The organism is Moritella yayanosii (assembly GCF_900465055.1).
GTDB classification, from domain to species: domain Bacteria; phylum Pseudomonadota; class Gammaproteobacteria; order Enterobacterales; family Moritellaceae; genus Moritella; species Moritella yayanosii.
Genome location: NZ_LS483250.1, coordinates 1,336,934 through 1,361,861, shown reverse-complemented (window position 1 = coordinate 1,361,861; position 24,928 = coordinate 1,336,934). Strand labels below are relative to the sequence as shown.

Genomic DNA, 24,928 nt, shown 5'->3' with positions numbered 1-24,928 from the left:
TCCTCCTAGACTTTATTTGTTAAGCGATCTCTGTCGTGCGGCGCCGTGAAGTCTTGCTGTGGGCCACGCGGGACAATTAAAGTTGGATTAATGGTGTCATGACTCGCGTAATAATGGATCTTGGTATATTCCAAATCGACGGTGCTTTTGATCCCTTCAAATTGAAATAATTCACGTACATAGTTACTGATATGATGGAACTCACTTAATTTATTACGGTTACATTTAAAATGACCATGATAAACGGCATCGAAACGCAGCAATGTGGTCAATAATCGCCAATCAGCTTCTGTCAGTTGTTCACCGAGTAAATAGCGGTGGTTGCTAAGACGCGCTTCAAGCCAATCTAAACTGGCAAAAAGTTCGTCAAACGCTTGGTCGTAAGCTTCTTGTGTGGTGGCAAAACCCGCTCGATACACACCATTGTTTATGGTGTCATAAATACGCTCGTTAATACTGTCGATTTCTGGCTGTAAATCAGTTGGGTAATAGTCATCGTGATTGCCCGTTAACTCGTTAAATGCAGTGTTAAAAATACGAATTATTTCACTCGATTCATTGTTCACTATGCTTTGTGTTTTCTTATCCCACAATACCGGTACGGTCACTCGGCCTTCATAATCAGGCGCGGCTTTAAGGTAAAGCTGGTACACATAGTCACTTTGATAGAGTGAATCGCTATAGTCGCCATTAGTATTGCCATCGGCATCATGAGTAGCAAACTCCCAGCCATTGCTGAGCATTTCAGGTTTCACCACGCTGACTGAAATGATGTCTTGCAGTTGTTTCAACTGTCTAAAAATTAACGTGCGATGTGCCCAAGGACACGCTAATGAAACATACAAATGATAGCGACCTGCTTCTGCCGGATAACGACTGCCTTCCTCATTGGAAATAGTGTCTCTGAAGCGACTTGCTTGGCGTTCGAATTTACCTTCACTACTGTTGGTTTCGTACCATTGGTCATGCCATTTACCGTTGACGATTAATCCCATGATAATACTCCTAATTTATGTTGTGCTAGCGCCTGCCTTCGTTAATATAAGTTTAGGCGCGTTAGACTGACAAAACTAAATTTTATGCTTATGCTTTGTATCGTGTTTATTAACTAAGCTTGCTCACGATAAGGCGATCGATTGATAATTTACCGCCGCCTTGCAACATTACCGACAGGCTGATTGCGAACAGTGCTAAGGCAAATTCATAGCCGTTGTTACTCATGAACAGACCGTTATCGAAATGGGTACTGAAAATGGCAACAACCATAGTGACAGCCAATACCAATGCCGTTGGTCGAGTCAATAAACCTAAGATAAGCAATAGACCACCAAAGAACTCTGCACTGCCTGCCATCATCGCCATTAAATAACCTGGTGCCAGGCCGATAGATTCCATCCATTGACCTGTGCCTTCCAAACCATAACCACCGAACCAAGCAAACAATTTTTGCGCGCCGTGTGCGGTGAAGATAATGCCTGCCACTAAGCGTAATGGTAATGCCGAAAAATTGTTATCTGATGTTAAAATATTCTTAATTGTTGCAGTATTCATGTTGTGCTCTCTTTGATTCGTTAATGTGTTTTTAAGTATGACGCTATTGTATTCGCTTAAATGGATTGGAATAACCGCTGAAATTTGTTTAGTATGTTCAAAATATTTGAACAATTGACAGCGTGTATAAGCGTGACAATAAAATAATAAGAAGAGAGAGGCGATACATGTATAAATCTCCGATAACGATAGAAGCATTGCAGGTACTTGATACGATTGACCGTCGTGGTAGTTTTGCCGCAGCCGCTGAACAGCTAAACAAAGTACCCTCGGCACTTTCTTACATAGTGCAGAAATTAGAAGAACAACTGGCGGTGACTTTGTTTGTGCGTCAGGGTCGGCGGTCGGTATTAACGCCTGCGGGTCGCCATTTACTCGATGAAGGCCGCAAGGTGCTTAGCGCCGTGAGCAAGCTGACAGAACAAACGCAAACCATCTCCCATGGCTGGGAACCTAAAATTAATATCACCTTCGATTCTCTTTTTGATATGCAGCTATTACTTAAACCATTAGCGCTGTTTTTAAATGAGCATCCGAATATAGAAGTCGACATGAATGAAGAGGTAATGCATGGTTCGTGGGAAGCATTGATTGAAGATCGCACCGATTTACTTATCGCCGCACCAGACCCCATTCCTCAGCAACAAGGTATTAGTGTGACCGCCTTAGGCAATCTGCAGAAAATATTCGTGGTGCTTAAAGGTCATGAGCTAGCGAGTTTTACAGCGCCAGTCTGCAAATCTGAAATTGATAACTACCGCACGGTTGTTGTGCACGACTCGGCAAGGACGGCAGTGCCTTGGTCAAATAACATTATTGAACTGAGCCGACATTTTTACGTCAGTTCCGTTGAACATAAGATCCAAGCCATTATTGCTGGCATTGGCGTAGGCTATCTGCCGATAATACGCATTCAGTCACACTTAGACTCGGGTGCTTTAGTCGCAATTGACTTAGACGAAGGCGAGCATATATCAGGCATTTACCTTGCTTGGAAAACCGTGAATAAAGGGAAAGGGTTAAAACGATTGAGAGAAATTATGCAACAACATTTAAGTAATTGATTATTAATTTATCGACGGTCATTTATCTCTAAAATAGGCACTGTAATTTATGCAACTCATACAACTAAATGGTATCCAGCTTAAAATGCTTATCCAGTCTGGAGATACGCCTAAAGATCTTACGTTTATTGAACATTCTATTCCGCCTATACATGTTTTGGTTCGCTCAATGGATCTTCGTCATAATTTAGTCGATGTAATTTGGGCGTTTCCTTACTTCATCCAAAAAAACACTCAGATTACTGGTGCCTGTGGCTTTAAGGATGCCCCAAAAAACAGCCGTATTGAAATAGGTTATAATGTGGCTCCTGATGCCCGTGGTTTGGGGATAGCAACAGCCGCGGTTAAACAACTCAGCCAAATTGCATTCGCTTCTACTTTAGTTAATACGGTTTTTGCTCTGATGGTGAACAATTAGAATGCTGGGAATTAAATAAAGATTTAAGTTGATTGAGCTAATCCCTATTTGGCCATGTTTTCTGTTATGCGAACCGTGTCTTTTAAAACTCAAGTTCTAAGCCATCTGCCCCTTTCTGCGTTAGAGCAGTTACTCACTTACGATGTTTTCATATCGATTTGCCATACATTTTATCATGTGAGGAATCTGTCATATCACAACAGTACACGCGAACTCTATTGCGAGTTAAATTGTGATCCAGCCTTGGTTAGATTAGATATTATGCAAAGGGGCTCACCCTCCTATAGTGACTTGTATCCCATATTACAAAAGCATTAGAAATAAGCATTTCAATTAAAATCGATGCGAAAGTGATATTCACTAAGACAGTGCAAAATGATCCATCCAGAATTACGGGTTAAAATTGGTTTTAAAGGGGTAAAGTAAGCGTTAGAGAGGACTTTTTGCCTGAGTAGTGAAATGACTATGCGTATAACGCATGTTATGTAAGATTACGGTTCGTTAGCCCTCTCTAGCGAACCACTCACCTGATTATTTGACAGTCCCCCACCATGTACATACAATGTATGTATGATTAAATTCGATTGGAATCCAGCGAAAGCTGATATAAACATCAAAAAACATGGCGTATCGTTCGAAGAGTCTCGTTCAGTATTCTACGATGAATTCGCTATACAGTTTTTTGACCAAGATAACTCCGATGTTGAAGATCGTTTTTTAATGCTTGGAATGAGTAATGAAACCAATATTCTTATTGTTTGCCATTGCGAAAGGGATAATGGAAACACCATTCGAATTATTTCATCTAGAAAAGCAACGAAGAACGAACAAAAACATTATCGTAGAGGGCATTAAAAATGAAAGATGAATATGATTTTTCTAAAATGAAATCTCGCAAGAACCCCTATGCGAGTAAACTGAAAAAGCCGGTCACAATGCGATTAGGTGAAGATGTTATATCTTACTTCAAAGATATGGCTGAAGAGTCTGGAGTGCCTTACCAGAGCCTAATAAACCTATACTTACGTGATTGTGTCGCCACACATAGAAAAATTGATATGACGTGGAATGCATAGCACTCTGGTACCAGTTTATAACGAACATTATATTTAATTGTGGTTCGCTACGTGAAATATAGCGAACTAACTCCCACCCAGAATTATTCCAGGCACATAGCTAACGGCCATCAAACATCTCAATGAGATTTCCTGTTGTGACAACATATAAGTATTACCTAGTAATATTTATATCCATTACTTAAACCTGTTACATGTGACACATGAGTCAAATCTTAATTTTGACCAATCATTTGTAGCTTTTGATATAGATCATCGTTGTTACATTACAGGGACCTACATTAAATGTTAAACCCCATTTAAAATGTCATGTTTTCTCACCAATAGAAATGTCGCTTTTGGTATTAATTAAAGATATGTAACAAACGGCGACAAATCAATTTTTCAGTCACCGCCTTGATGAGCTTGGCTTAAACTCATCGGGGTTAACTAACACTGGGTTTATGGCTCTAAGTTGCGCTATTGCTCGTTTCTGAGCAGAACGTTTAGGTGCTTTTTTACTGCGTGAACGCTTATCTTCCATCTCTAATATTCGTTGTTCCGTTTGAGCTAGTTTTAGCACTGCGCCAAGCCGTTTATTATCAACAACCTGACCTTGATTTACTTTTTGGAGCTTATCAAATATTTGATATTTTAACGTTCGATGTCCATAGTGAATTGCAATTGTGCCATCTGGATAATCTAAAACCTTAACCGTTTCACGCGTTAATCGATTATTTTCTTCAGTTGATTCAATCATATAAAGCACCTTGTCGTATTGTAAAGTTAATGAGTTCGATAATTTTCGGTGTTCTTGCCAAGAGAAAATATCTTCTAATTCATAAGGTTGCTCGGTAACCGACCTGTGCATATTTTTGGCGTAGAGCGGGGGTTTTGCAAACCGGCGATTGAAATCAGCTATAAATTTCGGTAACCATACATTGGCGTCTTCGATATTATCAATCCCTTCAAGACGCATTTCTTTAATCAATCGGTCCTGTAATGTTTTGTTAGCACGTTCAACGCGGCCTTTAGCTTGAGAGCTATTAGCACAGAGTAACTCTATGTTTAGGTCTTTCAGAGCTCGGCCAAATTGCGTTATTTTAGCCGTTTTAGCATCGCGACTATTAACTCTAAATACGGAATGTTTATCTGAATAAAACGCGGTAGGCTTGCCATATTGCATTATATATTCACGTGTTATGGCCATGTAATCGAGCGTGGTTTCTGCATTAGTAAATCTCAAACTCATGATCTGACTGGTAGCATCATCGATATAAACGATCAGGCAACATTTATCGCTGCGGCCTTCAAACCAGTCATGATGAGAACCGTCAATTTGTATGAGCTCACCAACGCAATCACGACGATAGCGAGGTTGATATACTTGAGGCTTACGTTTGGCATGCGGCAACCATAGACCGTCAGTGATCATCCATTGACGCAGGGTTTCAACACCAACTGAGATAGCATGTAGTTCGGTGAGTTTTTCGTGTGCGAGAGTTGGACCAAAATCTTGATAATGGATTTGAACCAGGTCAAGAACGTGTTGTTTGAATTTATAGGAATGGTGGTGATTACTTGGCTGGCCACGTTTATGTGAAATCAAACCTTCGGCACCATGTTTTAAATATTGCTTCGTCAGTCGATATACTTGCCGTGGACTTAGGTTAAGAAGCGCGGCAGCATCGACGCCAGAGATGCGTTTATCAATAACATTTTTGATGGTATTAATTTTGTATATTTCAATATCAGTCATAGTCAGTAACATCATGTAGGTCCAGAGCGTCGAATTGATGCTCTGAAGATAGTTCAACATGACATTTCTAACGGTGACAAACCTGACATCTCTAACGGGGACCTACATTAAACCTGCGCATAACGCATGTTATGGTTAATGGAGTGAGGGTATCAGTTAGATCCCTTCACTTCCCCTAGAAAATCTAATGAGCATTACCATCGGCTAGAATAATAACTCTAACAAGGTTATGTCCATCAATGGCTTAGAGTTACAGCTCTAATCAATAGCGCTAAGCCAAATTTGCCCCTTTATTTGTTTGCGCTTTTACTCTTGAAGATTTTATTGATGATAGCTCGCATACATTTACTCATGTGAAGTCTCTGAACCATACAAGTCTGCTACTCTTGATAAGAGGCTTCATAGGGGGAATTCAATGAGCTATAACCATATATTAGTTGCTGTTGATTTAACTAAATCCAGTGAAATAGTGATTAGTAAAGCTGTCTCATTAGCAAAAGAGGCGAATGCGAAACTTTCATTTATTTATGTCGATCCCAATCATTTGAGTACTTCAGGAGCGCGGAGCACCTCATTATTAGCTATGCCTGAAGTTGATAACAGAAAAGAGAAGCAAGAGCTGCGCGCATTAGCCGTTCGACTGGATTACCCCGTAGAAAATATGTTGGTTGTAATAGGTGATTTGGAGGTAAAATTAACAGCAGCAGTCAATCAATTAGATGCTGATCTGTTAGTTTGTGGACACCATCATGATTTCTGGAGTCGTTTATTATCTTCAGTACGGAAAATTGCCAACACCGTCAACACAGACTTATTAATTGTTCATCTGGAAAAATAACCATTATGGTTAACAGTTGTTTTTATTTTATAAATCAGTGATATGCAGTAAACTTTATCTGTGTGCCCCCCCCCTAATGTGGCGGAATCTACTTATTGTGGTATGAAGACTGAATCAATCATTAGCACCATAATAGCCCCTGTGTTAATATTTTGACGTTAATAGATTGTTATTTTTTACGTATAATGTTTTAACAGGGATCCCTCACTGTGCTAAAGCAGAGTATTTCACGGACGAATCGATGAAAATATTTTTTCTATCTTTGTTTTTATTCTCATTCTCAAGTTTTGCGACCTCGCTTACCTGGGGTCAGCAAAGAGGCTTGTATACGCAAGCTGTAGACTTACAATCCCAAAAGATGTGGTCTGAAGCGTTACAAACAACAAAGCTCATCCCTGCATACCCATTAACTTACCTGCTTGAATACCAGCAGCTTAAAGCTCATTTTAGCCGTGACAGTTTGTCTGCTGTGCAAGCTTTTATACAGGATCACCTTGATCGTCGCGTGAGTTATGATCTGCAGCGAAGTTATTTATATTACTTAGCAAAAAACCAATATTGGCGTGAGTATCTGTCTTTTTATCCGCGACTCCCCAATTCAGTCGACTTGAAATGCTATCATTTTCAGGCGCGATTAGCGGGTGATCAAGCCGATGACATTTGGATTGATGTGCAAAAAACCTGGTTAACGGGAGCTTCCTTGCCAAAGGCCTGTGATAGCGTTTTGCAGTATTATCTTGATAGTAAGAAAATATCTCAGACATTAATTTTGCAGCGCTTTCATTTAGCTTATGTGAAGAATAAAACATCCCTTATGTCCTATTTAATCACCTTAATGGACAAGAATAATAAACGGTTAGCTACGCAGTTATATGCCTTACATAAAACACCGACAAAGGTATTAAACAGCCCTTTATTTAAGGACCGCTCATTTAACCGCGACTTACTTAACAGGGAGGCGCAGGCTAGCCATGTTTTTTTAGCCGCCAGCATTAAACGTCTTGCTAAAAAAGATATTGAACTAGGATTAAATGCCTATCTCGCTTATGAGCGTAAGAGATCTTTTACATCAGCAGAGCAAGTCAAATTAAAAAAATATCTTATATCGCGCATTATGATCCGTAATGAAACCAAGTTGTTACAGTGGTCAGATAAAGCGCTTTTGGCTTTAGGGAATACACCATTAACGGAGCGTCGGATCCGTTATGCGATTAAATTAAATAATTGGCCCGATATAGAATATTGGCTAGCGCAGCTGAGCGAGGCTAAGCAACAGGATAGTAAATGGTTGTATTGGCAAGCACGGGTATTGGAAAATAAACAGCAACAAAGTCAGGCCGATAAACTTTATCAACAAATCGCGACTGAGCGTAATTACTACGGCTTTTTGGCCGCGCAGAAATTAGGTTTGGATTACCAATTTAATGCCAATATCGTCAACGAACAGCAGCAAGACTTAGATCACCTGCAAACACAACTTACACATATTGGTGAACTGTATTTCCAGCAACATAGGTATTTACTTAAACGTGAGTGGCGAGTCTTAATTAGCAATCAAAGTATCAATTTGCAAAGGCAGTTAGGCTTATTTGCCTTTCAAAAAGGCTGGGCTCATCTTTCGGTCGTTGCCAGTATCCTGTCTAAAAGTTGGAGTGCTTTGAATATTCGTTTCCCCGCCGCTAACCCCCAGTTGTTTTATGCTAATGCCGAGCGATATGAACTCGATTCAAGCTATATTTACGCCATTACCCGCCAGGAAAGTTCTTTTGACGAGTTTGCTTATTCTCCGGTTGGGGCTCGTGGCTATATGCAACTGATGCCACAAACGGCAAAAGAGATCGCACGTAAAATAGGGTTGACAGATTATAAGCGGCGAGCGCAATTAACCGATGGCGATATCAATGTACAGTTAGGGTCAGCCTATTTTGATAGCTTACTTAAGCGCTATAAAGGCAATCGGGTGCTGGCCACTGCGGCATATAATGCGGGGCCGAATCGAGTTGATCGCTGGCAAGGCAGCAAAGACGGCAGGGCAGAGCAAGGCTTAACGATGGATAGTTGGATTGAAGCCATTCCCTATAAAGAAACCCGACGTTATGTCAAAAATGTTTTAGTCTATAACGTCATTTATCAGCATATTTTAGATAAACCGCTTGAGTTTCTTAAGCCTAAAGAGATCCACGCACGTTTTTAATATTCTCAAATGCTAATTACACTTAGCCATCCTTGTTGTAATACGAACCCTATCTTTTGAATAATTCTAATTGATTGACTTTTTGACTAAAACTAATAGGATAACGCCATTCGAACGTTGTTATCCTATTGAGTCGAGAACAAATTATGGCACCAGCACCTAAATATAGCTTGCAAGAGCAAGAGAATATGATCCTAGACGCGGCGGCACAATGCATTGAGCAGACCTCGCTGATTGATTTTACCATGTCGTCTGTTGCTAAGACGGCAGGGATGTCAATGGGGTCAATTTACAAGCATGTACAATGCAAAGAGGATATTATTTTTGCCCTTGCTATTCGTGTTTACCATCATCAAAGTAGCGTGTTTGAGCAAGTTATTGCGCTGCCGTTAACCACTCCCGAACGTTTGATCGGCATCTCCTTGTTAGACCCGTTGAAAATTCAGGTTTACTCCTTCGATATTCATTTAGACGCCTTAGTCACTAATGAGTTAGTGGTTAAACGAACCTCAAAGCTGTGGCGAGATCGTATGATCGACGCCCATAAAAAGTGTGAACAACTATTTTATCGTTGTATGAGCGAAGCTGTCGACTCGGGTGAACTGTCAGCAGAAGGTGAGATAGAGGAATTTATCGAGGAAATTAATCTTGGCGGCTGGGCATTAACAGTAGGTTATCAAAGTGTCATGCGTGTGGTGCAAATTCGCGAAATTGCCCAAGGCGACGCGCAGTTGCATGAGCCTACAGCCTGTGATGCGCCAATTGTACGAATATTTACTCGGTTGTTTAATTCTTATCAATGGCAAAAACCACTCGACAGCGCCGGAATAAAACATACCGCGAAATTGTTAACTGAACATAACTTACGATAATAAAATAGCAAGCCTTAGGAGAATTAATATGAGTTTACGTCGCTGGATTGTTGCCGTTTCGATTGTTGTGGTTAGTATCGGCTGTTTAGCATTTATCAAGTTTCAACAGGTACAAGCAGCCATTGCGTTTGGTGAATCGTTTCCTGAGCCGTCTGCTACGGTGGAAACATTGTGGACCCAATCATCAAACTATCAACCAACGTATCAAGTTACCGGACAGGTGCGAGCAATCCAAGTCGTGACTTTGCATAACCAATTGCCTGGTACGATTGAACAAGTTAATTACAGCGCTGGTAGGCATGTTGTGCAAGGACAGTTATTGATTGCACTCAATACCAGTGAAGAGCGAGCACAGCTGCAAGCCGCGAAAGCTTCATTTGAGTTAGCTAAAACGACTTTAGAGCGTAATAAAAAGCTATTTTCTGGTAATCAAGTAAGCCAGCAGCTAGTCGATTCGGCATTGGCTGATTATCAAATTAGCCGAGCTAATATCGCTAACTTTGAAAGTGTCATTAGTAAGAAACAAGTACTTGCGCCTTTTAGTGGCACCATGGGACTCGAAACCTATGAAGTTGGACAGTTTCTCAGCGCTAATGTCAGCCTAACTACCTTGGTAGGTGATAACAACGACATGTGGGTCGATTTTAAATTACCACAAACGATGAGCAAATTATCACTTGATAGCCAGGTGACGATTAAAAAAATCAGCCAATCGGATACACCGCAAGTAATGCCTGCGACAATCATCGGCAAGCATAGTCAAATGGACGTAGCATCACGACATTTACAGTATCGTGCGCAAATCAATGCCAGCCGCGAACTGTTATTTCACAATGAATTAGTTAAAGTCGTGATCCCTAAAGCCGCCGAGAAAGTGGTCATTGTGCCAAACTCAGCAATTGTCAGAAGTCCTTTTGGTAGTTTTGTGTTTGAACTGGTTAAGGATGAGCAAGGACAGTTCCGCGCGAAAAAACGTAACGTTGAATTGGGGCCACGTGATGGTGACAACCATGTGGTACGCCAAGGGTTAGAACAAGGTATGTTAATTGCTACCATAGGTGCATTTAAATTAAGACCTGAATTGTTGGTTTTTGCCGACAAAGCGAATGACTCAGATACTATGTTATCCCCTGTTGCGGGGGTAAAATAATGAGCGCCGTCCACGAAAATAACAAGTCGATTATGGATATCTTTGTCACGAGACCACTGTTGGCCATTGTCTTGTCGTTGTTGATAATAATTGCCGGTATTTATTCATCACGTAGTATTTCGGTGCAGCAATTTCCAACAATTGAAAGTACTTCCTTAGTGATTAACACGGTTTACACCGGCGCCTCAGCGGAGGTAGTTAAAGGGTATATTACCGAACCTATCGAGCGTGTTGCCTCTACCGTGCCGGGTGTTGATTATGTTGATTCGGTGACGATAGCTGGGAGTAGTAAGGTGACGGCTTGGCTAGATCTTAACTATGACTCAACCGCTGCATTAGCAGAACTCACGGCGCAACTTAGCCAAATAAAATTTGAGCTTCCGCAAGGGGCGCAAGATCCTGCGATATCAGTGGTGCGTGCCGATAGAGTAAACGCGTTATTTTATTTAAATATTGAATCTGGTGATTTACCACGTAGTCAGATCACTGATTATTTCAGTCGTAATGTTATGCCGGCATTGAGTGATATTCGCGGCGTACAAAAAGTCACCTTCGAGGGAGGACGCGACCCTGCAATGCGCATTTGGATTGATTCCGACAAGCTTGCTGTGTTTAATATTAGTGCCAGTCAAGTGGTCACCGCCCTGCGAGAAAATAATACTATTGCAACGCTTGGTTACAGCAAGAATAACAGACAACGTGTTGACCTAATGGCCAACACATTACTCAGCACTGTGGCAGAATTTGAACAATTGGTGATCGTTAGCATCGATGGTACGCAAATCCGGTTAGGGGATGTCGCGACTATCGAAAAAGGAGAAGTGGAAGGGTTTGCCGATGCCCGCCTCGATCACGACCAAACGATCTTTATCGGCGTGTGGCCGCTACCGGGTGCGAATGAGATAAATATCGGCGACGCGCTTTATAAAAAGATTGGCGAATTAAATCAACAGCTTCCGGATCAAATTCGTATCACCGTCGGTTATGACGGTACGCTATACATGCGAGACGCCATTAAGGAAATATTTACCACACTACTGGAGACGGTGTTTTTGGTGGGGATTGTGGTGATCTTAATGATGGGCTCATTGAGAAGTGCCATGGTGCCACTGATCACTATTCCTATTTCGATTTTAGGCGCAATTGGTGTGATGTCACTAATGGGCTTTTCGCTTAATCTATTGACTATTTTAGCCATTGTTTTATCGATTGGTTTAGTGGTAGATGATGCCATCGTCGTGGTGGAAAATGTGGCGCGACACATGCGCGAGGGGAAAGGGCGCGTTGAGGCGGCACTAATGAGTTCGCGTCAGTTGCTCGTCCCTGTGATTGCAATGACCCTCACCTTAGCGGCGGTATATGTGCCGATTGGTTTTTTATCTGGGTTAACAGGTTTCTTATTTAAAGAATTTGCCTTTACCCTGGCGATTGCCGTGCTGATCTCAGGGCTAGTCGCAGTGACACTTTCTCCCATTATGAGTGCATTTGTTTTGCCACAAGGCGGGCATGAAGGTAAATTTACGCTAATGATTAATGGCTATTTTGAGCGTCTACAGCAACAGTATGTCAGCGCATTAGATGTCCTGTTTAGCTGGCGAGCACAAGTGATGTTTTGCGCCATTATCTTTAGTTTGCTAGCGGTGCCGTTTTATTTATTATCAAAACAAGAATTGGCACCAGTAGAAGATCAAGGCGAAATCAATGTCGTGGTTACCGCGCCACCTGAAGCATCGTTGGATTATACAACAAATCAAATGTTCCAAGTGGCTGATATAATGAATGGCGTCGACGGCGGCAAACTCACTTGGCAAATGGTGTTTAAAAATGCCGGCTTTGGTGGGGTTGTGCTTGATGGCCTAGACAAACGTGAGCACACCGTGCATGAGATTGTACCGCAGCTATTTGGTCAACTTGGTCAAGTCAGTGCATTAAGTTTATTTCCGATATTACCTGCGGCGCTGCCGACCGCTGGACAGTTTGATGTCGAAGTCGTGATCCGTGCCAATGATAGTTACGAAAATATGTTGGGTTATGCACAACAAATTATCAATAAAGCGTATCAGTCGGGAAGCTTTATGTTTGTCGATACTGACTTGAAAATAGATTTAGCACAGAGTCAGTTAGTGATCGATAAGACGATTATTGCCGATCTGGGGTTAACCGTTGCAGGGATCAATCGGCAGCTGAGTGTTTTATTATCCAATGATTTTGTCAATCAATATAACGATAACGGTAAAGCGTATCGGGTGATCCCTGTGGTGGACGCACAAAAAAGATTTAATCCAGAACTGATTTTGGATCTTAACGTGACCACGCCTTCTGGCGATGCCGTCACTGTGTCGAGTTTTGCGCATGTTGAGCCAGTAGTAGGTCCACGATTATTAGGTTCATTCAACCAGCAAAAGTCGTTTAGAATATTCGCTGGCGTGTTACCGCATATCACTAAAGAGATGGCGTTATCGCAAGTAGAAGATATTGCAACTGAGCTGTTACCCGCTGGTTATTCGATTGACTATGCCGGTGAATCGCGAGAAATGCGCAAAGAAGGTAATACCTTGATATCGGTACTGATGGTGTCGTTCATTGTGGTTTATTTTATACTCGTCATTCAATTCAATAGTTTTAGAGATCCGTTGGTCGTATTGCTTGGTTGTGCGCCACTCGCATTGTCTGGTGCATTAATGTTAGCGTTTTTGGACTTCACTTCGGTTAATCTTTATGCCCAAATCGGCTTGATCACGCTGGTGGGATTAATCACTAAAAATGGTATTTTAATTGTCGAGTTTGCCAATCAAATGCAGCTGCAAGGGATGGATAAACTGAGTGCCGTGAAAGCGGCCGCTAGCACGAGGTTACGTCCAATATTGATGACCACTGCAGCAACTGTGTTGGGACATTTCCCGTTGGTATTGGTCACCGGAGCCGGCGCAGAGGCTCGAAACAGTATTGGTGTAATATTAGTAGCAGGCATGATGATAGGAACCGTGTTCACCTTAATCGTTCTGCCTCTTTTGTATCAGTGGTTGGCGAGTGACCATCGCCATCAGGCACAAGATGATGCGCGAGGGGAGCCGCTAACATTGGCATAATATAGGGTATCCACTAAGCACAACGCTGGTTGTGCTTAGTCATTCAGCCCATACGATTGAAGAAAAACAGATGTCACGGTATCCACTTTACTCTTGATCACATCATCTGTCGGCTTTGCATTTGAACTCATCGCTTGGGGCCAAAATAACAAGCCTTGAAATAAACTGATATACACGTCTGTCATTAACTTTGTATCGCCAGGTTTTAGTCTTCCCGCCTCAATTGCTTCATTAAACCATTGAGTGATCGCTCGATTATGATAAAAATTTTTAATAAAATTATTTGCCATCTTAGGCTGGCGTATAAATTCCATCACAATAGTTCGTGCTAATGGCATACCGTAAGTAACATAAAGTACCTCAATTTTTGCATATGCGATCTCGTTAAGCTGTAGCTCGGTGCTTTTACTGTCATCAAATTTATACGACAAACTTGTATTTACCGAGTCAGTAATAATGATTAATACCGATTCAAACAGTATTTTTTTACTTTTAAAGTGGCGATAGAGCGTACGCTTAGAGACGGCTGCGGAAGACGCTATCCTTTCCATATTTGCAAGCAGAAAGCCATATTCGACAAAATATTTTTTAGCTGCATTAATGATATCAAGATACTTTTGTTGTGATAATGTCAGTTTCTTCTGCATAGGCCTTCTGATTAATTGTAAAATCAACCCAATTGGGGGTATCTAGCACGCTGGAACGCCCGTTTACAGTAACGTTAACCCCCCCGCAGTTATAACTGAGCACTAACACCGAATTAGCCAAATTAATTCTTATCATAACCCTGGTTTTTCTAGGGTTTGCCGCTGTTTATGTAGAGACTACGGTCAGTAAAAATACAATTGCCTCGCTAAATGAGATTCAGTTTGACTTGAAAGACATACAAATATCTGTGCTTCAATTAAGACGTAACGAAAAAGACTATTTATTGAAGCAAGAGATTCACAACATAATTCTAAAGCGAGTTTAGATGTTGCCAATCTCGCCATCGAATTGCATGAAGAAGCTAATATATTTAAAGTTTAAAGAATTTATCGTGACTATTTTCAACTAACCTTGATGCAGCAGAAATAAGTCTGCTGCATCGTTAATACTGCTCCCAATAAGGAGGGCTGCCAAAGTAGTCACTGATAAAATCAATGAAACAGCGTACTTTGCTTGCTAAATGATGCCGGTGAGCATAAACAACATAAAGCTCTAACGGGTCGGGTTCAAACTCTTCCAGAATCGTCGTTAACTTTCCTTCGGATATAGGTTTCCCTGATGCGCTATACGCTCATAATTATCCAGCACCGGGTGCACCTAAGCTGGCGCAAAAGGTTGTTGACTTGTTGAGAGACGGCGGAATCGAATCGCGGTTAGATGCTGATCGTGGTTGGGACCATGGCGTCTGGATACCGATAGAGCGAAGAAAATAGATTTGTTTACCCTATGGGTTTGTAAAACCCTACATATTGGCAATATAAAAAGCCTGTTTAACTATTTAGATGACGCGCCATATGCCGGGTTTAATCACCCGACACCGGAACACTTTTTGCCTCTTTTTTGCACTTTGGGAAGCAGCACTGATAGTGGATCTATGAAGCGTATCCATCAAAATATTGAATTTGAGGTATTGGCATTAGATGCATATTTGTCCGACTATGATTTAAAGATATAAATTTAAAACCGTTGCCTGTATTACTTAGCTACTACAAATAAATATATGCTCTGTTTTTTGTTGTTAGCAGCGTACTCGCCACTCTTATTGTTGAATGTAATACAGTGATTTAATCGTTTCCTTTAGCCACAGTAACTTCGGATTGTGAGCGTTACGTTTATGCCAAATCAACGTGAAGGGAATTAGCAGTTTATCATGATAAACCTTGTCTACCGGGATGGGTAAACACAACAAATCTGGATGTTGCTGCTTGGTATAATGTTGACAATATGCAGGTGCAGTCGTGATCATATTTTGGTTTGGTTGAGCCGACATGAATAATGATTGCTCAAAGCTAGCCATAGTAAGCGTGATATCTCGCTTCAATCCCTGTTCACTTAGTACTTCATCTAACGCCCACGCTTCACACTTCTCCCAAACGATATTGATATGTGGGTATTTGAGGAAGGTATCGAGATTCCATTCCTCTTGTAAAGCGGGATGATCTTTACGCAAATATACAACAGGAAGATCATAAAAAATAATTTCAAAATCAATAAAGTAAGGGAGTAGATGTAGTGACTCTTTAGAGCGTGGATGGCTTTCTCTTCCCGTGAGCCCAATATCAATTTCGCCACGGATAATTGATTCTAAAGAGTCGTAATCCCAGTTATGCGTTTTTATTTTTGCGTCGGTATAATGTTGCTGAATTTTCTGGACTAGTTCATTCATTATGGTTAGCAGAAGCGGAGATTCAATAGCTAAATCAAATTGAATCCCTGTTGGTGAGTCGCAGCTATGTTTTTCCAGAAGTTGGCGACTTATCTGTAGCCAATCTGAAAGATCTTGTTCCATGCTCTGTGTGAAAGGGGTAGGAGCTAACCCCTTCGGGGTTTTAACAAACAAAGGATCATCAAACCAATCACGTAATTTTCTCAACGACTTGCTCACGGTAGATGGCGTGACATTCAACTTTTTTGCAGTTCTCGACACACTATGTTCTTTAGATAATAGTTGTAGTGTATACAGCAAATTAAAATCAAGCTGGGCTAGTGATCTTTTCATATTTCTGACCGTGAGAATGTTTGGGTATCAATAGTATTAGAGCAAGGCTAATTACGCTACCTATAATCAAGGTTGTAAGTAGCATATTCAGTGCATTTACGCCAAGAGCACTCATTAACCAGATATACAATGCAGAGCAGGACACTTGGGTAATACCAAGCAACGAACTCGCCATTCCTGCGCGCGCAGAATATGGGCTAAGAGCTTGACTCATGGATACACCAAAGCCAATTGCAAAACCCGCACATATCAGTACAAAACTGAGCAAATACAATTGATTATCAAAATTAGAGATAAGTGTGAATGTTATAATCACAGCAGATAGTGCAAACAATATTTGTGATGCCAGTAGTAGGGTGCGTTCTTTAAATATAGATAAAGCAAAAGGTGCGGAGAACGAGGTGATCATACTGACTAAAGCAGTGCCGGCTACAATGGTAGAATACTCGCTTCTATCAAAACGCTCGAAGAATGATTCTTGCACAGCGTGACGGTCTGGATGAATGCCATTAATTACAACTAACTTGTTTGGCTTAGTCTCTTTGAGTACCAGTAAAGATAATAGACAGACCACGCCCCCCATAACAGCCATCATAATAAACAGACTTGACCATGGAAATTTAAGCATTATAAGGTAACCAATCACGGGCGCAATAACAGGGATAACACAGGTGATACCGTTGAGCATAGAAAGTACTTTAGCGCGTTGTATATCATCCAAAATATCCCGAATAATTGCAAAGGCAACCACGTAACAGCTACCAGCGCCAATCCCCTGAATGAATCTAGCAATAAGAAACGGCGTACTATGTTCAGCCATTCCACCAAATATAGATGATACTGCAAAGATTGCGGCACCAGTAATAGCAACAGGTTTACGGCCTATTGAGTCGGCCACTTTTCCTGCAATAAGCATTGTAGTTGCCATGCCTATCAAATAGATAGAAAAAGCAAAATGCAGCTGGGATTCTGTTGCGTTAAGGTCAGCTGCAATTTGTGGTAAACCAACAAGATAAAGATCGATGGCGGTGGGATAAAGCAGTACAAGCGTAAAACTACAAAGAAGATATCGAAACATAAAAACCTCACAAATTAATTATGAGTATGATAGTGCTGCGAGCCTTAACTAGCGAGTGAGGTTTATGACATCAGGTATTTCCACTGGCGACAAACACTAAAGAAAGATTTGGTTATTTTCGATACTAAATCTAATGAATATTACTATCAGCTAGTACAAGAAATATAACTTACTTATGTCCAGTGATGGCTTAGTGTGCAATAACGCTAAGTGTGAACATACCATTCAATAACCACATTTATTTTTTATAGTGATTTGTCTTCTCGGTTAACATTTTGTAGATATCTCAACTGTTCCTACGTTTTTCTGTATTTTTAATGTCTTTTAAATATTCAATAAAATAAGCGCTTTTTTATTATGCTTTGTGCATTATTTCACGGTTTATTTTGTTGTTTGTGACGGTTGACGCATTGTTGCACATATTAACTTTCTGTTATGGCTGTTGTTTCAATATTATTTGTTTTATGCTAGGCATAGTTACCCTATATTCCTAATTACCTTTCCATTGAGGTCTAATGAGCTGCTTTACAGTGTCAATATAGATCACATCACTAATTTTAGTGTTTTTTAGATGTAAACATTAACCGTGGTTTTTTGCCTTAGGTTAGTGCATATGCAGAAGAATGGTTCTTATGAATAAACGCCGACTAATGGATTAATTTTTATAAAATGTAACAAGGAATTAACATGATAAAGACTAAAATCAGTAAAGTTATCGCTTTAGGTACAATAATCTTCTGTTCTGCAAGTGTGAATGCAGGTGCTGTATTAGACGGTATTGCTGAGTCTGGTGAGCTACGAGCGTGTTTTGATGCTGGCTATATGCCGTTTGAGATGAAAGCAAAGAATAATCGTTACATAGGTTTTGATGTCGACTTAGGTAAAGTGATGGCAAAACAGATGGGTGTTAAATATATACCGGTCAACACCGCATGGGATGGTATTATTCCTGCGCTTATTACCGGCAAATGTGACGTGATCATGGCTGGGATGACGGTGAATGCTCAGCGTAATATGAAAGTGAACTTTGCCGACCCGTATATTGTTGTCGGTCAATCTATCATTCTTAATCCGAAACTTAAAGGTGTAATTAAAAGTTACAAAGATTTGAACAATCCTAAATATACGGTGGCAAGTAAACTTGGCACAACAGGTGAAATGGTTGTCAAAAGAATGCTTAAGAAAGCCAAATACAATGCATTTGAAACCGAAACAGATGCTGCTTTAGAAGTCATCAACGGTAAAGCCGATGCCATGATTTACGATATGCCATTTGTATCTATCTATGCCGCGCAAAATAGCGATAAAGTTGCAGTTATTCTTGAACCTTTTACTTACGAGCCGCTTGGTTGGGCTGTAAAACAAGGTGATCCAGATATGATTAATTTCCTGAATAATTTCTTACGCCAAATCAAAGGTGACGGTACGTATGATCGTATTTATAGCAAATGGTTCAAGAGTGACGCTTGGTTAAAACAAATTAAATAAGTGAATTGGCCAGAAGCCTTTTGCTTCTGGCTTGTTGTCGCTCTTATCTTGGTATCGATATGCATAATAAAACTAATAATTGGATGTGGCATTTACTGTTTGTCATCGCCTTGGCAGCAATGGGTTATTCAATCTATTCTGCATCGCAAAAAATTGATTATACTTGGCAATGGAATCGCGTTGCCCCCTACATAATAGATGATTCACCAAGGGAAACCTATGCTGAATATGATGGCATCGTCAGCATTAATGACAGTGGTATAATTACAGTCGAGTTCGACAACGGTGATCCCGATTTAATTATCGACAAAGCGGATGATGTATTTGTCAGTGATGGCGATTTTGTTTTTTTAGGCGATGTAATATCCAGCGTCAATCAACGGAGCATGGGGGTACTGTTACAAGGGTTGTTGATGACCATTAAATTGTCGCTTATCTCGCTATTTTTTGCGGTTATCATTGGCTTAGTCGCGGCATTAATGCGTATATCTACGAATCCTTTTAGTCGGAATTTTGCTTTTTTATACGTCGAGATAATCCGTGGCACACCGTTACTTGTGCAGATATTTATTGTCTATTTTTTCTTAGGGACGATTTTCGACTTAGATCGATTTACCGCGGGTATTGCGGCCTTATCTGTTTTCACCGGCGCTTATATTGCTGAGATTATACGTTCAGGTATTCAGTCTATTCCACCTGGTCAAATGGAAGCCGCACGCTCGTTGGGTATGAGTTATCCAAAAGCGATGACTTACGTCATTTTACCTCAGGCATTTAAGCGTACTTTACCGCCAATGGCAGGTCAGTTAATTAACTTGGTCAAAGACTCATCTTTAGTATCAGTCATCTCAATCACAGACTTAACCAAAGCTGGCAGGGAAGTGGTTGCGGGCAGTTTCGCTACATTTGAAGTGTGGTTTACGGTCGCTGCGCTTTACCTTGTACTTACTTCAACGTTGTCTTTCGGCGTTCAGCGCATAGAAAAGAGGTTAGCAGCTAGTGACTAGAGCAAATTATAAAGGCGAGGATATGGTGATCGCCGTCGATGTAGATAAAATATACCCCAACAAGTGTCACGCACTTAAAAAAGTATCCATTACTGTTAAGCGTGGTGAAGTGGTGGTCATTATTGGACCATCAGGTTCGGGTAAATCGACATTGTTACGTACGTTAAATCAGTTAGAAACGGTGACAGGTGGAGACATCACTATTGATGGCATCAATATGTATGACTCTGCTACCAACATTAACGCATTACGTGAAAACGTTGGGATGGTGTTTCAGTCGTTTAACCTTTTCCCCCATTTATCGGTTAAAAAAAACGTGATGCTGGCGCCATTAAAAGTATCTAATTTGGATAAAGAACAAGTTGAAAAAGACGCTATAAGTTTGCTTACCCGAGTCGGATTAGCAGAAAAAGTGGACGTGTACCCAAGTCAATTATCCGGGGGGCAACAGCAACGAGTCGCGATTGCGAGAGCATTAGCCATGAAACCAGACTTGATGTTATTTGATGAACCCACATCGGCTTTAGACCCTGAAATGGTCGGGGAGGTACTTGAGGTGATGAAATCACTGGCAGAAGAAGGCATGACCATGGTTGTGGTGACTCACGAAATGGGCTTTGCTAACGAAGTTGCTGACAGAGTTTTGTTTATGGAAGATGGTCAACTGCTTGTCGATGACGTACCTGAGAACTTTTTTGAAAACCCTTCACACCCAAGGTTGCAGAAGTTCTTATCGAGTATTTTGTAGACTTGGCTTGTCGATTCGCTCAAGGTTATCTGTTTTCTCGTCCGTTGCCGGAAGTTGAATTGAGTCGACAGCTTGAAAGTGATACGCGGATGCTTGACTGTAATCTGCAAAGTGCTTCAACGGACTAATCCAACTAACGTTCGCCGCAAAAGATTCATTCTCAATTTTTAATCCTCTTTAATTGGGAGTATTATGAAAATGAACATGTAACCCAGGTATTCAACCTACATCCTTTTTAAATTACGTTAATCGTACGCTAATTCGACTTTATTGAATTAGAGCTATTCACCTGATAATTACGGAGACGAAAATGACAAATTTTAGAATAGAAACAGACAGTATGGGCGAACTTGAAGTGCCATCATCGGCTCTATATGGGGCTCAAACCCAGCGCGCAGTCAATAACTTTCCCATCAGTGGCCAACAATTACCCGTTGGTTTTATCCGCGCCTTAATTCAAATTAAAGCCAGTGCCGCGGCGGCGAATAAACAGCTTGAATTAGTATCGCCAACTATCGCAGATGCGATCATTTCGGCCTGTAAAGATTTGTCTGAAATGGATGACATGATGCAGCATTTTCCGGTTGATGTGTTTCAAACTGGTTCTGGCACCAGCTCGAATATGAACGCGAATGAAGTTATTGCGCATCTTGCGACTAAGATAGCTGGCGAACCAGTCAGTGCTAATGATCATGTTAACTATGGTCAAAGTAGTAATGATGTGATTCCAAGTACCATCCATGTAAGTGCGGCACTCGCACTGGCCAATCAGTTGCTACCAGCACTTAATCATTTAGTTCAACTGATAGAGACCAAAGCACAAAGCGTCGATCATTTTGTTAAAACAGGGCGTACCCATTTAATGGATGCGATGCCAATTAAAATGAGCCAAAGTCTGCATAGCTGGAGTGCACAAATAAAACAAAACATTGACAATTTAACCGCATTACAACCCGTTATTCAGCGCTTAGCCCAAGGTGGTACCGCGGTTGGCACTGGCATTAATGCTCACGCCGAATTTAGCCGTGTATTCAATCAACAATTGAGTGCCGCAACAGGTCTTAAATTTACCCCAGCGGACAATCTATTTGCATTAATTGGCTCTCAAGACACTGCGGTGGCATTGTCAGGGGCGTTAAAAACGACCGCGGTGTCATTGATGAAAATTGCGAACGATTTACGTTGGATGAACTCTGGCCCACTGTCGGGTCTTGGCGAGATCGCGCTTGAAGCCTTGCAACCTGGGTCTTCAATTATGCCGGGTAAAGTAAATCCGGTGATCCCAGAAGCGATGGCGATGGTTTGTGCGCAAGTGATTGGCAACGATACTGCAATCACTATTGGTGGACAATCAGGGAATTTCGAACTTAATGTCATGCTCCCTATGATTGCTAATAACCTACTTAATAGCATGCACTTACTCAGTAATAATGTGGTGTTATTAGCCGATAAAGCCATTGCAACTTTTGAAGTACAGCAACAAAACATTGAGCAAGCCTTGGATAAAAATCCAATTTTGGTGACTGCACTTAATCCAATTATTGGTTATCAATTAGCGGCTAAAATTGCCAAGATAGCCTACAAAGAGCAACGTGCGATCATTGATGTGGCGCTAGAACACACTGAATTATCACGTGAAAAATTGAGTGAGTTACTCAATCCGCTGAAACTGACTCAGGGCGGAATATAACTTTCGATCGCCGCTTTATACTATCATTAATTATGTTAATTTAAGTTTTACAGTTTGAAATTAGCGTTAAATATGAAAGGTATAAAGGATGTTTTTAGATACAAATAAGGCCCAATTAAGATCGCTTGATATTAATGATAGTGCGGAATTTTATGCGTGGTCATGCGATCGTGACGTTACTCAGTTTAGTCTGTCAGCGTATGCATATCCCCAGTCTAAAACGGAGATTTCAACTTGGTTGTCAGTATTAACGCAAATAAAACATGTGTGACATTTGGTATTTGCAGCGTTAAAACAGATAAACTGATTGGTTATGCAGGCATCGCCTCAATCAGTTCGCTCAATCGTTCAGGTGAATATTTTATCCTTATTGGAAATAAAGCGTATTGGGGTGATGGTATTGGTACTGAAGTAACCAAGGTGATCACCGATTATGGATTTAATACGCTAGGTCTACATCGCATTGAATTAACGGCTTATGCCAATAACCCCGCAGCCATTCGCGCCTATGAGAATGCCGGTTATACGCATGAAGGGTTGAAGAAAGAAGCGGGTTTCCGCAATGGTGTGTTTATCGACAAAATTATGATGGCGATACTTGCACCCGACTGGCAAGGTATTTGATGGTTGTTTAAGTCCCGAATTCAGCAATTAACAAGTCAATGAAACACCGTGATTTTTTAGGCAAATAACGACTCACTCATTCACTCAAATAGATAGTACTGGGGAAATTTATGGAAAGCGAATACGAACCACCGACAGTTTGGACAAATGATGAAGACAGTGGCGGGGAATGGGCATCAATAAATCGCCCTGTTTCAGGCGCAACTCACGAGAAAGCATTACCTGTCGGAACTCATCCCTTACAGCTTTATTCATTGGCAACGCCCAATGGTCAAAAAGTCACCATCATGCTGGAAGAGTTATTAGCCTTGGGCGTGACTGAGGCGGAATATGATGCTTACCTTATTAACATTGGTGAGGGAGAGCAGTTTTCATCCGGCTTTGTTGGTATTAATCCCAATTCAAAAATTCCTGCATTAGTGGACCACTCTGGAGATACGCCAATCGAAGTATTTGAATCGGGTGCTATCTTGCTTTACCTTGCGGATAAGTTCGGCCATTTATTACCGAAAGATATCGCCAAACGCACGACAGTATTGAATTGGCTATTTTGGTTACAAGGTTCAGCCCCCTATTTAGGTGGTGGCTTCGGTCATTTCTATGCTTACGCACCAGCAAAATTTGAATATCCCATTAACCGTTTCACGATGGAAGTTAAGCGTCAACTCGATTTGTTAGACAAGCAACTTGCCGCTAATAAATTTATAGCCGGTGATGAATATAGTATTGCTGATATTGCGATTTGGTCTTGGTATGGCAACTTGGTACTTGGTAAGACCTATGATGCTGCGGAATTTTTAGATGCTGCAAGTTATAAGCACCTGCTGCGTTGGGCTGAGGATATCGCTGAGCGTCCTGCAGTGCAGCGTGGTTGTATTGTGAATCGTACATCAGGTGAAGAGTGGGAACAAGTTCCTGAGCGTCATAGTGCAGCTGATATTGATAATGTGTTGAAGCTTAAACCTTAACGTTTATACTTTAAATGCCATACAAAATATGGCATTTAAAGAAAATGATTTGATTAGGCAACGCTCGTAAAATAGGGGAGGGTTAAGCCCCGCCATTATGAAAATATTCAATGTATATGATCAATATGACCATTAAAACTACTGCACATAGTGAAATCAAAATTAAACCTGTTAACCATACCATCGCAGTATAGAAATACCATTTGGGCACATAGTCACGAATTTCAGTCATTTCTCTTTTGTGATATCGCTTTGGCCCTGCTAATGCGTAAACATAGATTAACATTTTAAAATGGGTCAAAGGGAAATTGGCATAAAAGGCTTGCTCCCCAACTGAAAAGTGCGGTGATTTAAAGTAACGTTCGTTCAGGCTTTTTGGGCATATCCATGTCAATATCATTAAAACCACTAGCCAGGGCGGAAATGCAAGCATAGAATAGAGAACTATATCGATATAAATATCCAGAGTATCTTGCGATAACATCATGAACATACAGCTCCTATCTTAAGATTTTCAACTAAATCTACACCATTACCTTTGGCATTATTTAACCCTAATGATACGCGATAAGAATAATGTGAAAGTATGAAAAAATAACTAAATCAATGTGATGGTTGTAATCGTTTT

At 40.9% G+C, this 24,928-nt stretch carries 23 protein-coding genes; 16 read left to right on the top strand and 7 right to left on the bottom strand.

Translation table 11 applies throughout. From position 1 onward, the window contains the following. Nucleotides 1–5: 5 nt before the first annotated feature. Together MORIYA_RS06105 and MORIYA_RS06100 are read right to left on the bottom strand one after the other, a co-directional pair. The gene (locus tag MORIYA_RS06105; RefSeq protein WP_112713566.1) at nucleotides 6–995 is read right to left on the bottom strand and encodes a glutathione S-transferase family protein; all 990 of its coding nucleotides are present in this window, start codon (nucleotides 993–995) and stop codon (nucleotides 6–8) included. A 109-nt stretch (nucleotides 996–1,104) separates the two neighbouring features. Further along, on the bottom strand, nucleotides 1,105–1,551 hold the full coding sequence (locus tag MORIYA_RS06100; protein WP_112713564.1) for a DoxX family protein: 447 nt from the start codon (nucleotides 1,549–1,551) through the stop codon (nucleotides 1,105–1,107). Nucleotides 1,552–1,718: 167 nt separating this feature from the next. Here MORIYA_RS06100 and MORIYA_RS06095 point away from each other — a divergent pair, with 167 nt between their 5' ends. The 4 genes from MORIYA_RS06095 (at nucleotide 1,719) to MORIYA_RS06080 (ending at nucleotide 4,109) form a co-directional block, all read left to right on the top strand. Then, the gene (locus MORIYA_RS06095; protein ID WP_112713562.1) at nucleotides 1,719–2,615 is read left to right on the top strand and encodes a LysR substrate-binding domain-containing protein; all 897 of its coding nucleotides are present in this window, start codon (nucleotides 1,719–1,721) and stop codon (nucleotides 2,613–2,615) included. Nucleotides 2,616–2,664: 49 nt separating this feature from the next. After that, nucleotides 2,665–3,033: a GNAT family N-acetyltransferase gene (locus tag MORIYA_RS06090; RefSeq protein WP_197713357.1), complete on the top strand. Its 369-nt coding sequence runs from the start codon at nucleotides 2,665–2,667 to the stop codon at nucleotides 3,031–3,033. A gap of 570 nt (nucleotides 3,034–3,603) precedes the next feature. Further along, nucleotides 3,604–3,888, top strand: a complete 285-nt coding sequence (locus MORIYA_RS06085) for a BrnT family toxin (RefSeq protein ID WP_112713560.1) — start codon at nucleotides 3,604–3,606, stop codon at nucleotides 3,886–3,888. A gap of 2 nt (nucleotides 3,889–3,890) precedes the next feature. Next, entirely contained in the window at nucleotides 3,891–4,109 is a 219-nt protein-coding gene (locus MORIYA_RS06080) for a CopG family antitoxin (protein ID WP_075478564.1), read from the top strand. 388 nt (nucleotides 4,110–4,497) lie between these two features. On the opposite strand, the gene MORIYA_RS06075 is transcribed toward MORIYA_RS06080, so the two are convergent. Next, nucleotides 4,498–5,847, bottom strand: a complete 1,350-nt coding sequence (locus tag MORIYA_RS06075) for an ISNCY family transposase (protein ID WP_112718476.1) — start codon at nucleotides 5,845–5,847, stop codon at nucleotides 4,498–4,500. 415 nt (nucleotides 5,848–6,262) lie between these two features. Here MORIYA_RS06075 and MORIYA_RS06070 point away from each other — a divergent pair, with 415 nt between their 5' ends. The 5 genes from MORIYA_RS06070 (at nucleotide 6,263) to MORIYA_RS06050 (ending at nucleotide 13,990) form a co-directional block, all read left to right on the top strand. After that, nucleotides 6,263–6,685 (top strand): universal stress protein, encoded by a 423-nt coding sequence (locus MORIYA_RS06070; RefSeq protein WP_112713558.1) that lies wholly within the window; start codon nucleotides 6,263–6,265, stop codon nucleotides 6,683–6,685. 241 nt (nucleotides 6,686–6,926) lie between these two features. Then, nucleotides 6,927–8,879 (top strand): transglycosylase SLT domain-containing protein, encoded by a 1,953-nt coding sequence (locus MORIYA_RS06065; protein ID WP_112713557.1) that lies wholly within the window; start codon nucleotides 6,927–6,929, stop codon nucleotides 8,877–8,879. A 146-nt stretch (nucleotides 8,880–9,025) separates the two neighbouring features. Next, complete coding sequence (locus tag MORIYA_RS06060) at nucleotides 9,026–9,751, top strand: TetR/AcrR family transcriptional regulator (protein ID WP_112713555.1); 726 nt, start codon at nucleotides 9,026–9,028, stop codon at nucleotides 9,749–9,751. Between the two features lie 28 nt (nucleotides 9,752–9,779). After that, nucleotides 9,780–10,901, top strand: a complete 1,122-nt coding sequence (locus MORIYA_RS06055) for an efflux RND transporter periplasmic adaptor subunit (protein WP_112713553.1) — start codon at nucleotides 9,780–9,782, stop codon at nucleotides 10,899–10,901. Continuing rightward, nucleotides 10,901–13,990: an efflux RND transporter permease subunit gene (locus tag MORIYA_RS06050; RefSeq protein ID WP_112713551.1), complete on the top strand. Its 3,090-nt coding sequence runs from the start codon at nucleotides 10,901–10,903 to the stop codon at nucleotides 13,988–13,990. Before MORIYA_RS06055 ends, MORIYA_RS06050 begins: the two co-directional genes overlap by 1 nt. Before the next feature lie 35 nt (nucleotides 13,991–14,025). On the opposite strand, the gene MORIYA_RS06045 is transcribed toward MORIYA_RS06050, so the two are convergent. Beyond that, complete coding sequence (locus MORIYA_RS06045; RefSeq protein WP_112713549.1) at nucleotides 14,026–14,637, bottom strand: TetR/AcrR family transcriptional regulator; 612 nt, start codon at nucleotides 14,635–14,637, stop codon at nucleotides 14,026–14,028. 582 nt (nucleotides 14,638–15,219) lie between these two features. Here MORIYA_RS06045 and MORIYA_RS21700 point away from each other — a divergent pair. Beyond that, on the top strand, nucleotides 15,220–15,411 hold the full coding sequence (locus MORIYA_RS21700; protein WP_112713547.1) for a DODA-type extradiol aromatic ring-opening family dioxygenase: 192 nt from the start codon (nucleotides 15,220–15,222) through the stop codon (nucleotides 15,409–15,411). Nucleotides 15,412–15,737: 326 nt separating this feature from the next. On the opposite strand, the gene yidZ is transcribed toward MORIYA_RS21700, so the two are convergent. Both yidZ and MORIYA_RS06025 read right to left on the bottom strand, forming a co-directional pair. Then, nucleotides 15,738–16,697: an HTH-type transcriptional regulator YidZ gene (gene yidZ, locus MORIYA_RS06030; RefSeq protein ID WP_112713545.1), complete on the bottom strand. Its 960-nt coding sequence runs from the start codon at nucleotides 16,695–16,697 to the stop codon at nucleotides 15,738–15,740. After that, nucleotides 16,672–17,775 (bottom strand): MFS transporter, encoded by a 1,104-nt coding sequence (locus tag MORIYA_RS06025; protein WP_112713543.1) that lies wholly within the window; start codon nucleotides 17,773–17,775, stop codon nucleotides 16,672–16,674. Before MORIYA_RS06025 ends, yidZ begins: the two co-directional genes overlap by 26 nt. Before the next feature lie 687 nt (nucleotides 17,776–18,462). On the opposite strand from MORIYA_RS06025, the gene MORIYA_RS06020 reads away from it, so the two are divergent. From MORIYA_RS06020 to yghU, 6 genes are all read left to right on the top strand, one after another. Next, nucleotides 18,463–19,263: a transporter substrate-binding domain-containing protein gene (locus tag MORIYA_RS06020; protein WP_112713541.1), complete on the top strand. Its 801-nt coding sequence runs from the start codon at nucleotides 18,463–18,465 to the stop codon at nucleotides 19,261–19,263. 59 nt (nucleotides 19,264–19,322) lie between these two features. After that, nucleotides 19,323–20,270 (top strand): amino acid ABC transporter permease, encoded by a 948-nt coding sequence (locus MORIYA_RS06015; RefSeq protein ID WP_112713539.1) that lies wholly within the window; start codon nucleotides 19,323–19,325, stop codon nucleotides 20,268–20,270. A gap of 22 nt (nucleotides 20,271–20,292) precedes the next feature. Then, nucleotides 20,293–21,018, top strand: a complete 726-nt coding sequence (locus tag MORIYA_RS06010; RefSeq protein WP_174216968.1) for an amino acid ABC transporter ATP-binding protein — start codon at nucleotides 20,293–20,295, stop codon at nucleotides 21,016–21,018. A 310-nt stretch (nucleotides 21,019–21,328) separates the two neighbouring features. After that, on the top strand, nucleotides 21,329–22,708 hold the full coding sequence (locus MORIYA_RS06005; RefSeq protein WP_112713535.1) for a class II fumarate hydratase: 1,380 nt from the start codon (nucleotides 21,329–21,331) through the stop codon (nucleotides 22,706–22,708). Nucleotides 22,709–22,942: 234 nt separating this feature from the next. After that, entirely contained in the window at nucleotides 22,943–23,332 is a 390-nt protein-coding gene (locus MORIYA_RS06000) for a GNAT family N-acetyltransferase (RefSeq protein WP_232011533.1), read from the top strand. Between the two features lie 110 nt (nucleotides 23,333–23,442). Further along, nucleotides 23,443–24,300, top strand: coding sequence for a glutathione-dependent disulfide-bond oxidoreductase (yghU, locus tag MORIYA_RS05995; protein WP_112713533.1), 858 nt, complete (start codon nucleotides 23,443–23,445; stop codon nucleotides 24,298–24,300). Nucleotides 24,301–24,382: 82 nt separating this feature from the next. Here yghU and MORIYA_RS05990 read toward each other — a convergent pair whose 3' ends face one another. Further along, nucleotides 24,383–24,787, bottom strand: a complete 405-nt coding sequence (locus MORIYA_RS05990; RefSeq protein WP_162629239.1) for a hypothetical protein — start codon at nucleotides 24,785–24,787, stop codon at nucleotides 24,383–24,385. Nucleotides 24,788–24,928: the final 141 nt, after the last annotated feature.

Excerpts from the sequence above, each read along its gene's own strand:
- MORIYA_RS06095 (WP_112713562.1), top strand. The coding sequence starts at position 1,719 with ATGTATAAATCTCCGATAACGATAGAAGCATTGCAGGTACTTGATACG.
- yidZ (WP_112713545.1), bottom strand. The coding sequence starts at position 16,697 with ATGAAAAGATCACTAGCCCAGCTTGATTTTAATTTGCTGTATACACTA.
- MORIYA_RS06105 (WP_112713566.1), bottom strand. The coding sequence starts at position 995 with ATGGGATTAATCGTCAACGGTAAATGGCATGACCAATGGTACGAAACC.
- MORIYA_RS06010 (WP_174216968.1), top strand. The coding sequence starts at position 20,293 with ATGGTGATCGCCGTCGATGTAGATAAAATATACCCCAACAAGTGTCAC.
- MORIYA_RS06020 (WP_112713541.1), top strand. The coding sequence starts at position 18,463 with ATGATAAAGACTAAAATCAGTAAAGTTATCGCTTTAGGTACAATAATC.
- yghU (WP_112713533.1), top strand. The coding sequence starts at position 23,443 with ATGGAAAGCGAATACGAACCACCGACAGTTTGGACAAATGATGAAGAC.
- MORIYA_RS06065 (WP_112713557.1), top strand. The coding sequence starts at position 6,927 with ATGAAAATATTTTTTCTATCTTTGTTTTTATTCTCATTCTCAAGTTTT.
- MORIYA_RS06075 (WP_112718476.1), bottom strand. The coding sequence starts at position 5,847 with ATGACTGATATTGAAATATACAAAATTAATACCATCAAAAATGTTATT.
- MORIYA_RS06045 (WP_112713549.1), bottom strand. The coding sequence starts at position 14,637 with ATGCAGAAGAAACTGACATTATCACAACAAAAGTATCTTGATATCATT.
- MORIYA_RS06015 (WP_112713539.1), top strand. The coding sequence starts at position 19,323 with ATGCATAATAAAACTAATAATTGGATGTGGCATTTACTGTTTGTCATC.
- MORIYA_RS06025 (WP_112713543.1), bottom strand. The coding sequence starts at position 17,775 with ATGTTTCGATATCTTCTTTGTAGTTTTACGCTTGTACTGCTTTATCCC.
- MORIYA_RS06090 (WP_197713357.1), top strand. The coding sequence starts at position 2,665 with ATGCAACTCATACAACTAAATGGTATCCAGCTTAAAATGCTTATCCAG.
- MORIYA_RS06085 (WP_112713560.1), top strand. The coding sequence starts at position 3,604 with ATGATTAAATTCGATTGGAATCCAGCGAAAGCTGATATAAACATCAAA.
- MORIYA_RS06060 (WP_112713555.1), top strand. The coding sequence starts at position 9,026 with ATGGCACCAGCACCTAAATATAGCTTGCAAGAGCAAGAGAATATGATC.
- MORIYA_RS06080 (WP_075478564.1), top strand. The coding sequence starts at position 3,891 with ATGAAAGATGAATATGATTTTTCTAAAATGAAATCTCGCAAGAACCCC.
- MORIYA_RS06070 (WP_112713558.1), top strand. The coding sequence starts at position 6,263 with ATGAGCTATAACCATATATTAGTTGCTGTTGATTTAACTAAATCCAGT.
- MORIYA_RS06050 (WP_112713551.1), top strand. The coding sequence starts at position 10,901 with ATGAGCGCCGTCCACGAAAATAACAAGTCGATTATGGATATCTTTGTC.
- MORIYA_RS06100 (WP_112713564.1), bottom strand. The coding sequence starts at position 1,551 with ATGAATACTGCAACAATTAAGAATATTTTAACATCAGATAACAATTTT.
- MORIYA_RS06055 (WP_112713553.1), top strand. The coding sequence starts at position 9,780 with ATGAGTTTACGTCGCTGGATTGTTGCCGTTTCGATTGTTGTGGTTAGT.
- MORIYA_RS05990 (WP_162629239.1), bottom strand. The coding sequence starts at position 24,787 with ATGATGTTATCGCAAGATACTCTGGATATTTATATCGATATAGTTCTC.
- MORIYA_RS06005 (WP_112713535.1), top strand. The coding sequence starts at position 21,329 with ATGACAAATTTTAGAATAGAAACAGACAGTATGGGCGAACTTGAAGTG.